Annotated in this window: 12 protein-coding genes, 1 tRNA gene and 1 other RNA gene; all 14 read left to right on the forward strand. The window is 34.4% G+C overall.

Annotated elements, in window-relative coordinates; translation table 11 throughout:
• The first annotated feature begins 48 nt into the window (after positions 1–48).
• The 14 genes from IPK14_27485 to IPK14_27550 all read left to right on the forward strand — a co-directional run bounded on the left by IPK14_27485 (position 49) and on the right by IPK14_27550 (position 11,824).
• Entirely contained in the window at positions 49–1,797 is a 1,749-nt protein-coding gene (locus IPK14_27485; GenBank protein ID MBK7996978.1) for a tetratricopeptide repeat protein, read from the forward strand.
• 112 nt (positions 1,798–1,909) lie between these two features.
• A tRNA-Val gene (locus IPK14_27490) sits at positions 1,910–1,981 on the forward strand.
• Between the two features lie 187 nt (positions 1,982–2,168).
• Entirely contained in the window at positions 2,169–4,100 is a 1,932-nt protein-coding gene (gene thrS, locus IPK14_27495) for a threonine--tRNA ligase (protein ID MBK7996979.1), read from the forward strand.
• Between the two features lie 40 nt (positions 4,101–4,140).
• Complete coding sequence (gene rpmI / locus IPK14_27500; protein MBK7996980.1) at positions 4,141–4,344, forward strand: 50S ribosomal protein L35; 204 nt, start codon at positions 4,141–4,143, stop codon at positions 4,342–4,344.
• A gap of 58 nt (positions 4,345–4,402) precedes the next feature.
• Positions 4,403–4,855, forward strand: coding sequence for a 50S ribosomal protein L20 (gene rplT / locus IPK14_27505; protein MBK7996981.1), 453 nt, complete (start codon positions 4,403–4,405; stop codon positions 4,853–4,855).
• Positions 4,856–4,944: 89 nt separating this feature from the next.
• Complete coding sequence (pheS, locus tag IPK14_27510) at positions 4,945–5,976, forward strand: phenylalanine--tRNA ligase subunit alpha (protein MBK7996982.1); 1,032 nt, start codon at positions 4,945–4,947, stop codon at positions 5,974–5,976.
• A gap of 44 nt (positions 5,977–6,020) precedes the next feature.
• The gene (locus IPK14_27515; protein MBK7996983.1) at positions 6,021–8,069 is read left to right on the forward strand and encodes a phenylalanine--tRNA ligase subunit beta; all 2,049 of its coding nucleotides are present in this window, start codon (positions 6,021–6,023) and stop codon (positions 8,067–8,069) included.
• 31 nt (positions 8,070–8,100) lie between these two features.
• Positions 8,101–8,376: a hypothetical protein gene (locus IPK14_27520; protein MBK7996984.1), complete on the forward strand. Its 276-nt coding sequence runs from the start codon at positions 8,101–8,103 to the stop codon at positions 8,374–8,376.
• 39 nt (positions 8,377–8,415) lie between these two features.
• Entirely contained in the window at positions 8,416–8,718 is a 303-nt protein-coding gene (locus IPK14_27525) for a cell division protein ZapA (GenBank protein MBK7996985.1), read from the forward strand.
• A 78-nt stretch (positions 8,719–8,796) separates the two neighbouring features.
• Positions 8,797–8,980: non-coding RNA, 6S RNA (gene ssrS, locus IPK14_27530), on the forward strand.
• A 58-nt stretch (positions 8,981–9,038) separates the two neighbouring features.
• Positions 9,039–9,719 (forward strand): hypothetical protein, encoded by a 681-nt coding sequence (locus tag IPK14_27535; GenBank protein MBK7996986.1) that lies wholly within the window; start codon positions 9,039–9,041, stop codon positions 9,717–9,719.
• A gap of 49 nt (positions 9,720–9,768) precedes the next feature.
• Positions 9,769–10,548 (forward strand): TIGR00282 family metallophosphoesterase, encoded by a 780-nt coding sequence (locus tag IPK14_27540; GenBank protein MBK7996987.1) that lies wholly within the window; start codon positions 9,769–9,771, stop codon positions 10,546–10,548.
• 197 nt (positions 10,549–10,745) lie between these two features.
• Positions 10,746–11,468 (forward strand): DUF4870 domain-containing protein, encoded by a 723-nt coding sequence (locus IPK14_27545; GenBank protein ID MBK7996988.1) that lies wholly within the window; start codon positions 10,746–10,748, stop codon positions 11,466–11,468.
• An 86-nt stretch (positions 11,469–11,554) separates the two neighbouring features.
• Positions 11,555–11,824, forward strand: coding sequence for a hypothetical protein (locus IPK14_27550; GenBank protein ID MBK7996989.1), 270 nt, complete (start codon positions 11,555–11,557; stop codon positions 11,822–11,824).
• Positions 11,825–11,840 lie beyond the last annotated feature (16 nt).

The raw sequence follows: 11,840 nt of genomic DNA on the forward strand, positions 1-11,840 counted from the left end.
CAGCTATTACTGCTAAACTAATAACAATTAAGGAGAGCAATTAAGTTAATGCTAGAAAAAATGATTAGAATCTTTCAAGATAATCAAAAATTTTTGCCCATAATACCATTTTTTTTAGCAATTTGTTGTTTTATAAACACTTTAGGGTATGATTTTGTTTACGATGATATTTCTACGATAGTTAGAGCTAGTCCTGTTTTAGAGAATTGGAGTTTGGCAAACCTAAAGCTTATGTTTAGCTCTGATATGTGGGTCTTTTTAACTTCTCATCTTAGTCCAGAAGAGAAGAAAACAATGCTTTATTATCGACCAGTTTATGTTTTAGCATTAAAGCTAGGTTATATGTTTGCAGGGAAAACCCCATGGAAATGGCATCTTATTTGTGTTTTATTTCATTCTATTATTAGTGTAGTTGTTTATCAGCTTATAAATATTTCATTACAAAAAACAAAAATACTTAGTGATAGAATTCAAATAAGCAGATTCTCATTAATCGCCTCAGTAGTTTTCACTATTCATCCAGCACAATCTGAATCGGTTGCATGGATTACTGCTCTAGTAAATTCTCTAGTTGCAATTAAAATCTTTATTTCTTTACTTGCTTATTTATACGCACGTGATTTGCCTATAAAGAGTAAAGGTTTTATTTTCTGGTTATGCTTAAGTTTATTATTCTTTTTTCTTGCTTTACTTGTTAAGGAAGTTGCAGTAATTATACCAGTAATTATATTATTTTACGAACTACTATTATTTAAAAACAAATTATTTTGGAACAAAAAGTTATTTCCTGTGATTATCTCAGGAGTAGGTTTTTTTATAACAACACTTTTTTATATTTTTTTACGGTTTTTATTTGTTAGTGGAAAAAATCTTAGACTTGCTAGTCCAGACTTTCCAGAAATTAATAACCTACCTTTTTATGTAGCTATTTATAGTTTTCCTACAGTAACAGTTAATTACTTAAAAATTTTAATTTACCCATTCAATTTAATTCCTTTTTATCCTGTTTATTATATTTACCAGCCTAATTTATCAACATTTTACCTGCCGTTGCTATTTCTATTAATAATTGCTTTTATTTTATTGTTTATTGCTTGGAATAATCACTTAACAAGGCTTGCCTTAATATGGTTAGTTATACCAATACTTCCAACATTAAATGTTAATTTATTTTTTGCAGAAAATTTAATTCACGATAGATATTTATATTTTTCCCTAATAGGAGCAGGCTTGTTGTTAGGTCAGTTGTTACAATGGCTAAATGAAAGCTTAAAGACTAAGGAACAATTAACGGATACTTCATTACGGCCTTCAGTTCTAGTTATTATAGGAGTTGTCTTTTTAGTAATGATGGGTGCTACTATAAAGCAAAATAATACTTGGTTTAATGAATGGCAATTTTGGAGTGCTACTACAGAGAAATTTCCAGAAAATTGTACTGCTAATTTAGAATTAGGACGCTTAAGTCTTAAAAATGAACTACCTGATCAAGCACTTTATTATTTTGAACAAGCTAAGAAAGCTTGCCCTAATTCCCTAACTGTAAATGACTTTTTGGGTTTTTTATATACTAGTAAAGGGGATTTTGATTTAGCAGAACCCTGTGTACGTACTGTAGTAAAATATGCCTATACTACTAATATGCAAATAAATGCACACTTAAACCTAGGTTTTATTTTGGAGAAAAAAGGGGATAAAGTGCAAGCCATAGATTATTATCAAAAAGCTCTTAAACTAGATCCAAATTCACAAAAAGCTAAAGAACTACTAAATAACTTAGAAAAAACTAGTAATTGAAATTTGTTAGCAAAATTTTAGTTTAGATTGCTTGACAAAACTTAAGTTACTAAAGTATTCTCTCACTTTCCAAAAAATTAAGTTCTTAATCAATTAAATAAATTGTTAAAACAGGCGCGTGGCTCAGGGGTAGAGCACTACCTTGACACGGTAGGGGTCAGCGGTTCAAATCCGCTCGCGCCTATTCTTAATTTTATACTAGCTCCTGAAGTTCAAATATATTTTTAATATAATTGACGCTAGTATAAGACCTTACCTAATTAAAATGGCTATCTGCAAAGAGGCAACCTTAACCAACCATATAATTTTAGGTTACTAGCCTAATTTGGCTTATTTTTGCTCCTCTTTATTTTATAGCCCTAGTAAATATTATGAGTAACATAGAATCACCTATCGCTCGTACTGCTTTTGAAGTATTAAAAGAGCAAGACAAAGAAATAGCTAAACGCTGTTTAGTTGCACGTGTCAACGGAAACCTAGTTGACCTTACTACTCCTGTTAATCCAACCGATACAGTAGAAGCTATCATGCCGGAAACCCGCGACGGTTTAGAAGTTTATCGGCATTCTAGCGCACATTTACTTGCCGCTGCTGTACTTGAGCTATTTCCCAAAACTAAATTGGGTATCGGCCCTGCCTTATTAGATGACCCTAAGGGCGGGTTTTTTTATGATTTTCAACGAGAAGAACGCTTTAGTCCAGAAGATCTTCAATCAATAGAAAAGAAGATGAAAGAGTTAGTGAAGCAAAATCTTCCTTATCGCCGTGTAGAAATCCCTAAAGCAGAAGCCTTAGAAAAGTTTAATGGTATGGGCGAAGACCTTAAATGTGAGCTAATTTCAGATAAAGGTGGAGATACTGTTAGCTGCTATACATTAGGCAATACTTTTATTGATTTTTGCTTAGGCCCTCATGTTAATTCTACAAGCAAAATTAAAGCTTTTAAGTTGCTTTCTTTGGCAGGTGCTTATTGGTTAGGTGATAATGAACGCCCACAAATGCAACGTATTTATGGGATTTCTTTTCCAACACAAGAAGAACTAGACGCTTGGTTAAAACAACGTGAAGAAGCTGAACGCCGTGACCATCGCCGGTTAGGTCGGGAGCTAGATTTATTTAGTGTCCAAGAAGTTTATGGCCCAGGCATGATTTTTTGGCATCCAAAGGGCGGTATAATTCGCAAAGAAATAGAAGATTTTTTACGCGAACAGTTAGTAAAACGTGGCTATGGACTAGTTTTTACCCCCCAAATAGCTAAACGTGAGTTATGGAAAATCTCCGGGCATGAAGAAAATTATGCAGATTCAATGTTTGCTCCAATGGAAATGGATGAACAACACTATCGTATCCGCCCAATGAATTGCCCTTTTCACATTGGAATTTATAAATCTACACAACGCTCTTACCGGGAACTTCCACTTCGCTATGCTGAATTTGGTACAGTCTACCGCTATGAATTAGCAGGAGCTTTACACGGTCTTTTACGTGTTAGGGGCTTTACACAAGACGATGCACATCTTTTTTGTACACCACAAACTATTTGCCAAGAAGTCCGTGCTTGTATTGATTTTACACGCCATGTTTATGAAACTTTTGGCTTTAGCAAATATAAAGTAGAACTTTCTGTTCGTGGCGATGAAACAAATAAAAAATATATTGGTAGCGAAGAAAATTGGAAATTAGCTGAAGATACTTTGGTAGAAGCTCTTGCAGCAGAAAACTTACCTTATGAACGTATAGAAGGCGAAGCCGCTTTTTATGGGCCAAAAATTGACTTTAAAGTAGTCGATGCTATTGGTCGTATGTGGCAGCTTTCTACTATTCAAGTAGATTTTAACTTACCAGAACGCTTTAATATGGAATATATTGGGTCAGATAACCAACCACATCGCCCAATTATGTTACATCGTGCTTTACTAGGTAGCGTTGAACGCTTTTTTGGAATTTTAATAGAACATTTTGAAGGAAAATTTCCATTCTGGCTTTCCCCTCTGCAAGTTAGAGTTTTACCAATTACAGATAGACAAAATGAATATGCTCAAATGGTTCTAAATAAGTTGCAAGCGGCTGGAATACGTGCAGATGGTGATTTTGCTGGTGAAAAAGTTGGGGCAAAGATTCGTAATGCTCAACTAGAACGAGTTTGTTTTATGTTAGTAATTGGTGATCGAGAAGCCCAGGCTAACCAAGTAGCCGTGCGCGAACGTGGTCGAGGTGATATTGGAGCCATAAGCATAGACGAATTTATTAGTCGTGCTAGCAAGTTAATTACTAGCCGCACACTTACTAATGACGAATTTTAAGATTATTTTTTAATACTCTTTATTTTGAAGGAGAGCAGCAATGCCAAAACTCAAAACACATAAAGGAGCAGCAAAGCGTTTTCGTTCAACTGCTTCTGGAAAATTTAAGCGTGGTCATTCACACGCCCGCCATATTTTGACAAAAAAGACTGCTAAACGTAAGCGTAGCTTAGATATAGATGTTTATGTTTCTGAAGCAGATCAAGGCAAAATCGAAGCAATGCTTCCTTATGGACGCAAATAATTAAATTAATTTAGATTTTTAGGCTTTGCTATTAGCAAACCTAAGTTTGGGAGGAATTATGCCGCGGGCAAGACGTGGAAATAAACGCTTACAAAAGCGCAAAAAGATTTTATCTTTAGCCAAAGGTTTTTACTTAACTAAAAGCAAGCTCTATCGTCAGGCAAGAGAGTCTGTTCAAAGAGCTTTGAAATTTGCTTATGTAGGCCGAAAGATAAAGAAACGTGATTTTCGTAGTTTATGGATTGTTCGTATCGGTGCTGCTACTAAAGCGCAAGGCTTAAGCTATAGCCGTTTTATGCATGGATTAAAGCTATCAAGTATTAACTTAGACCGTAAAATGTTGGCTGATTTAGCTGTTAATGACTTAGCTACATTTACAGAATTAGTTTCTACAGCTAAAACAGCTTTAACAAGAGAAAAAGAAATGCTTGAAAAGATCTCGGCTGTACAAGGTGCTAAAACTACAACCAAAAAAGATGGCCGTTATAGCACTTTAAGATTAAATAAATAATAACTAAATTTATTACCTGGACTATTTTAGCTTAAATATTATAGCTTAATAGAACAGGTAATAAATTTTTGACCCCTCATTATAAAGTTATGAAAGAAACTATTTCTGAACTACGCAAACAATTTGACAAGGATGTAGAAACAATTCAGGAAGCAGTAGATTTTCAAAGAGTGCGGGATCTTTATTTTTCTCGCAAAAATGGTCATGTAACTCTACTAATGAAAGAGTTAGGGAAACTATCTCCTGAAGAAAAGCGTGATGCAGGAAAGTTAATTAATGATTTTAAGAATTATGCAGAAAACCAGCTTGAAGAGCATCAAAATGACCTAAAACGTCGGGCAGAAAGCCTAGCTTTAGAACGTGAACGAATAGATATTTCTATTCCTGGTCATCGCCCAAATGTTGGAAGTCCACATCCAATTGTACGCGCCAGGCAAAAAATAGAAGATATATTTGTTTCTATGGGCTATGCAGTAGAAGATGGCCCGGAAATAGACACCACTTTTTATAACTTTGACGCACTTAATATTCCACAAGGACATCCTGCTAGAGAATCTCAAGATACTTTTTATGTCACTGAACAATTAGCCTTACGTTCTCAAACTTCTAATGTCCAAATTCATGCAATGCAACGCCGAGAACCCCCTTTTAGAGTTATTGCACCTGGAAAAGTTTTTCGTCGGGATACTCCAGATCCTACACATAACCCAATGTTTTTTCAGGTAGAAGGCTTAACCGTTGGTGAAAACATTACTATGGGTGACTTAAAAGGTACATTGCAAACCTTTTTAGAAAAGCTTTTTAACCGAGCAATAAAACTTAGGTTTCGCCCTAGCTATTTTCCATTTGTTGAACCAGGTGCAGAAACAGATTTTAGTTGTTATTTATGTGAAGGTAAAAATACTATCTGTCGTGTTTGTAAAGGTTCTGGTTGTATTGAGCTTGGTGGTAGTGGAATGGTGCATCCAAATGTCTTAAAGGCTTGCAATATTGATTCAGAAAAATATTCTGGTTTTGCTTTTGGATTTGGTATTGACAGAATGACAGCAATGCTCTATGGAATTGATGATATTCGCCATTTCTTTACAGGGGATTTACGCTTTTTAACACAATTTCGCTAGTTTTAAGATGGTTAAAACTTAAGTAAATTGATAAGTATAAAATTATGAAAATTAGCTATAACTGGTTAAAAACTTATATTGATGTTAATGCTTCTCCTCAAGAGCTAGCCGAACGTTTAACAATGGTTGGTTTAGCAGCGGAAACTGTTACTGCTAAGGATGACGATTATATTTTAGAATTTGATATTACATCTAATCGTGCTGATGCTTTATCACATTATGGGATTGCACGTGAACTAACTGCAATTTATGGTGTTAAAGCAGAGCTACCAAAGCTTAAGCTAAAAGAATCATCTGTTGCTACTTCTTCTATTACATCTGTAGAAATTCTTAATCCTGAACTTTGCCCCCGTTATACTGCAAGAGTAATTCGAGGTGTAAAAGTTGCTCCATCTCCTGGTTGGCTGGTAAAACGCTTAGAAAGTATTGGACAACGTAGCATCAATAATATTGCTGACATTACCAATTTTGTTTTATTAGAACAAGGTCATCCACTACACGCTTTTGATTTTCATAAATTAGTAGGCAAGCGAATTGTTGTACGTACTGCACGAGCAGGGGAAACACTTAAGACACTTGACGGGGTAGAAAGAAAATTACGAGAAGATATGTTAGTAATTGCTGATGATGAGCGGCCTTCAGCCTTAGCAGGGATAATGGGCGGAGAGTATAGCGAAATTTCTAATGATACTTATGATGTTTTACTAGAAAGTGCTTATTTTAGTCCTGCTTCAGTTCGTCGAACTGCAAGAGTTTTAGATATGAAAACAGAAGCTTCACATCGTTTTGAGCGAGGTGCTGACCCAGAAGCTTGTATTAGGGCGATAAACCGATGTGCAGAGTTAATTTGTGAAATTGCTGGAGGGGAACTTTTAGCGGATGTTGTAGATGCTTATCCTCAAGCGATTACTAGAAAAAATATTGAGCTACGCTACAAAAGAATTGCTGCTTTAACAGGGCTGATTGTTGAGCCTGCTAGAGTTCCAAAACTACTAACAGAACTAGGTTTTGAAGTAACTACATTTATGCCTGATTCACATTGGGAGGTTGTTGGGCCTAGTTTTCGTACAGACATTAACATTGAAGAAGATTTGGTAGAAGAAATAGCTCGTCATGTAGGTTATGAACATATTCCTTTAACTCTGCCTACATGGAATGGTGCAGGTGCATATTTAACAGGTGAAGACCGACGTAGAAAAGCGCAAAGTACATTAATTGAGTTGGGTTATTCAGAGACAATTTCTTTTAGTTGGGTAAAAACTGAGTTAGATAAATACTTCCAAAATAAAGAACTTAATACTTTAGTAATTAGCAATCCAATAGATGAAGAACGTCCACAAATGAGGACTTCACTGCTTGGAGGACTTGTAGAATCTTTAGCACGAAATTTTAATTTTGGTAATCGCAATATTAGGTTATTTGAAGTAGGAAAATGCTTTGAAAAGCAAGATGATATTGTTAAAGAGTATGAACAACTTGCTTTTCTTGCTACAGGTCAACGTAGTGAAAGCGATTGGCAACATCAACAAGAAATGTTGGATTTCTATGATCTAAAAGGTGTTGTAGAAGTTGTGCTAGAAAACTGTGGAATAAAAGATTATGAGTTAGAAAGGTCTTCTGTTAGTTACTTACACAGCGGACAAGCAGCACAAATTAAAGTTGCAGATAAGGTTTTAGGGCATTTTGGACAAATGGCCCCATCACTAAGAGACGAATTTAAGTTTAAGCAAACAGTGTTTTTAGCAGAATTATCATTAGAACAGCTTTTATCTTTACCTAGTTCAGATGTAAAATACACCTCGTTACCTAAATTACAAGCTGTTAATCGTGACCTCTCTTTCCTAGTGCCAGAAAGTGTTAGTTATCAAGAACTTCAAAAGGCAATAAAGGATTTAGAAATAAAAGAATTAGTAAATATAAGACTATTTGATATTTATACAGGAAAGAATTTGCCAACTGGCCGACGTTCTCTATCATTTAGCTTACGTTATCAACCACTAGCAGAATCTATGACAGATCAGCAAATCAATGAATTAGATGAAAAAATTGTTAATCTCTTATCATCCAAATTTGACGGGCAACTACGTCGCTAACTAAAGTATAGAAATATAGAGGGATAAAGGGATGAATTTAACGGGATTGGAAAGATTATCGTATTTAGATGATAAAATACATCGTATCATTGAGCGATGGGATAAGATTAATCAAGAACGAGATCAATTTGAACAAGAGCTAATTACACTAAAAGAAGAAGTTGAAAGTTTACGTGCTGAAAAGGAACTTTTGCAAAAGCAATTAGGACAATTAAAAATAGAGCGAGAAGAAATTAGACTTAAAGTAGAAACTATGATAACAGCAATATCAATTATTGATCCTGAATTAGCAGAAACAGTACAATAGTAAAAAGCAGTTAAAGTATAATCTAAGGCCCTAGCCATTATGGAGTTACACCCTACACAGGTAGTTGAAGTGAAAATATATAATCAAACTTACTATATTCGCGGTGAAGGCGATAGTGAGTATATACAGCAATTAGCAGCTTATGTTGACCGGCGAATGAAAGAAGTTGCTGCTGGGACTATGACAGCAGATTCATTACGAGTTGCTATTTTAGCTGCGCTTAATATTGCTGATGAACTCTACAAGATTAGACGTAAGTTAGAACAGCTAGATTATACTATTGGAGAACGTAGCAGCGAATATGCTCAACTACTAGATAATTTATTAAAAAAGGCCAAATAGTTTTTGATTGATTTATTAATAGTCTTATCAATTACTTGACCTCTTTAAGACCTACAGTTATAGTAAATCAACATTTTAAGCTCTCTGCAAAGTTAGTGTTAGCACCTATTTTTTGAACCAACGTCATTTGAATGGGAGGCTAGAGTGCATCCTAATACCAGCTTTCCGTCAGAGTCACGGATTAACGACTGGATTGGAGCCAGGCCACCCACCTGTTTAGGCAGGTTCAAATGCAGATGCTTCACGGCCACGCGGAGAGCTTTATCCTTGTCTTATTATTTTTACATTATTTCTACTTAAATATAGAAAAAGGAGTCTTTATGACTAATGAACAAGTAGAAAAGGCTATAGAGTTTTTGCTTAATCAACAAGCTAAATATGAAGCTAATCAACAGGTATTACAGGAGAGTTTGCAAAATTTGTCTGTAGATGTACAAAGTTTGACAAGTGATGTACAAAGCTTAACAAGTGATGTTAAAGGTTTAACAAATGATATGCAAACTCTAACAAATGCTGTAGTTACTTTGGCTGTACAAGCTGATCAGGACAGAGCCGAAATGCGAATGATGTATTCTTCTTTAAATAACACAATAGAAAATTTAACTAAACAAGCAAATGAAGATAGAGCAGAGATGAGAAAAATGATGGCTTCTGCAACTAAGCGAGCAGATGAAGACAGAGCCGAAATGCGAATGATGTATTCTTCTTTGAATAACACAGTAGAAAATATAACTAAACAAGCAGATGAAGATAGAGTAGAGATGAGAGAGATGATAGCTTCAGTAACTAAACAAGCAAATGAAGATAGAGCAGAGATGAGAGAGATGATAGCTTCAGTAACTAAACAAGCAGATGAAGATAGGGCAGAGATGAGAAATGCTATTGTTTCAATGGAAAATCAAATGCAAGCAATGGTTTCTTCTGTCAATACAGCAATTACTAGTTTGTCTAATATTGTTGGAAATATACATAATAGGGTAAAAACAATAGAAGAAAAATAGATAAAAAGTAAAGATAGAAAATAAAATTATTTAGAAAGTATTTTGTTAAATGAAAGTATTAATGATAGGTGATATAGTTGGCCGTATTGGGCGTGCAGTTATAATAGAACAACTAAAAAATATTAGAAGAGATTATGAAATAGACTTTGTTGTTGCTAATGTTGAAAATGCTGCTGGTGGATTTGGAATGTTACCTTATATGGGAGAAGAATTTTTGGCTGCTGGAGTAGATATAATGACTTCTGGCAATCACATTTTTGATAAAAGGGATATTTTAGAATACATTAAAGATCAACCTAAGTTACTACGTCCGGCTAATTACCCTGTAGAAATTCCTGGTAGCGGGGTTTGGTCAGGTAAACACAAAAGTATTCCTATTGCAGTAATTAATTTACAAGGCCGTGTATTTATGGCACCTAATGATTGTCCTTTTCATGCTGTAGATAGAATACTTAATAATTTAGATAAGAATATCAGAATAATTTTAGTAGACCATCATGCAGAAGCAACTAGTGAAAAAATGGCTTTGGGTTGGTATTTAGATGGCCGAGTAAGTGCGGTAGTAGGTACACATACACATGTCCCTACAGCAGATGAAAGAATTTTACCTAAAGCTACAGCATATATTACAGATTTAGGTATGACTGGGCCATATGACAGTGTAATTGGGATTGATAAAAATGTAATTATAGAAAAATTTATTTCTGGCTTGCCACGTAAGTTAGAAATAGCAGAACGCGAATGTTTCCTGTGTGGTGTAATTATTGATATTAATTCGGAAACCGGACAAGCTAATTCTATCGTTAGGGTAAGAGTTCCTTATGATTAATTTGTTAGGAGTTTTATATGTCTGAGCAATCAAAAAATCAGCAAAACCCTCAAAATAAAGTATCGTCTGAGCAAAATAAAGCTACCTTTCCAACTACACAACCAAATCAAAATAATACTAGCCCAAATAGTAATTTCACTATTGATCCTTATAGAACAAATGAGATGCCTACACAGCCAATGCCACAAAATAATCCTATGGCACAGCAAGGAACTATTTTTAACCCACAACCAAATCAACCTTATAATCAAGCTTATAATCAACAGCAATATTCACAGTATCCACAAAACCAAGTAGACCCACGTTATCAAGGTAGCTATCCGCCTCAAGGCACTTATTATGATCCAAACCAAGCTTATCAACAGCCTTATGATGGGCAATATCAACAGCCTTACCAACAACAATATGATCCAAATCAAGCTTATCAACAGCCTTATGATGGGCAATATCAACAGCCTTACCAACAACAATATGATCCAAATTATCAACAATATGATCCCAATCAACAACCTGTAAAACAAGGTATTGACTTAAATGAGATAAAGGTAAATTTTGATCCTAAAATTGCTTCTGTGCTTAGTTATGTACTTTTTTTTATTTCAGGTCTTTATTTTTTCTTTACTACTGAAAAAGAAAATCGGTTTGTTCGATTTCATGCAATGCAATCTATTTTGTTTTCTGCTGCTTGGGTAATAGTCTTTTTTGTCAGTAATATTATTATTATTTCTATAAGTGGATTTTTTGCAGTAATTGGGCTTAGTTTTATGCTTAAGTTAGTGGGTGTATTTAGTAACTTAATTACTTTAGGATTAGTTGCGACATGGATATATTCTATGTATCAAGCTTATCAAGGTCATTACTGGAAACTACCTGTTATTGGTGATATGGCAGAAAAACAAATTGATGCAGCAAATATATAGGTTAAAAATATTTAATTTACCTTATTTATTTTAGATTTATTAGATAAGTTTAACAGGAGATTATTTTAGAAAAATAAATATTAATTATGTCTACAGTTGAATGGGAATATTGTAATTGTGATGCTAACGAACAAGAAGAGCTAGTTTGCGGTTGTGGACAACCTCATCTGTTTTTAATACAACAAAAAGCTATACATTGGCGTGAAAATCATTGGACTTGGGAATGTGCTTTTAATTTATTGTTAGAAGAAAATGATGATATGCGTAAAAGACTAGTCAAAATGGCAGTAGATAAAATATTTAAGAAACGTCGTAACTTATTAAAAGATTATACTTTGCAAGAAGATGATGAGTAAAAAAAATAGCTTTAAG

It is taken from the genome of Blastocatellia bacterium, from assembly GCA_016713405.1.
Taxonomy (GTDB): Bacteria; Acidobacteriota; Blastocatellia; order Chloracidobacteriales; family JADJPF01; genus JADJPF01.

Bases quoted from the DNA above. Each gene is read 5' to 3' on its own strand.
- IPK14_27515 (MBK7996983.1), top strand. From the start codon at position 6,021: ATGAAAATTAGCTATAACTGGTTAAAAACTTATATTGATGTTAATGCT.
- rplT (MBK7996981.1), top strand. From the start codon at position 4,403: ATGCCGCGGGCAAGACGTGGAAATAAACGCTTACAAAAGCGCAAAAAG.
- pheS (MBK7996982.1), top strand. From the start codon at position 4,945: ATGAAAGAAACTATTTCTGAACTACGCAAACAATTTGACAAGGATGTA.
- IPK14_27485 (MBK7996978.1), top strand. From the start codon at position 49: ATGCTAGAAAAAATGATTAGAATCTTTCAAGATAATCAAAAATTTTTG.
- thrS (MBK7996979.1), top strand. From the start codon at position 2,169: ATGAGTAACATAGAATCACCTATCGCTCGTACTGCTTTTGAAGTATTA.
- IPK14_27550 (MBK7996989.1), top strand. From the start codon at position 11,555: ATGTCTACAGTTGAATGGGAATATTGTAATTGTGATGCTAACGAACAA.
- IPK14_27545 (MBK7996988.1), top strand. From the start codon at position 10,746: ATGGCACAGCAAGGAACTATTTTTAACCCACAACCAAATCAACCTTAT.
- rpmI (MBK7996980.1), top strand. From the start codon at position 4,141: ATGCCAAAACTCAAAACACATAAAGGAGCAGCAAAGCGTTTTCGTTCA.
- IPK14_27540 (MBK7996987.1), top strand. From the start codon at position 9,769: ATGAAAGTATTAATGATAGGTGATATAGTTGGCCGTATTGGGCGTGCA.
- IPK14_27535 (MBK7996986.1), top strand. From the start codon at position 9,039: ATGACTAATGAACAAGTAGAAAAGGCTATAGAGTTTTTGCTTAATCAA.
- IPK14_27520 (MBK7996984.1), top strand. From the start codon at position 8,101: ATGAATTTAACGGGATTGGAAAGATTATCGTATTTAGATGATAAAATA.
- IPK14_27525 (MBK7996985.1), top strand. From the start codon at position 8,416: ATGGAGTTACACCCTACACAGGTAGTTGAAGTGAAAATATATAATCAA.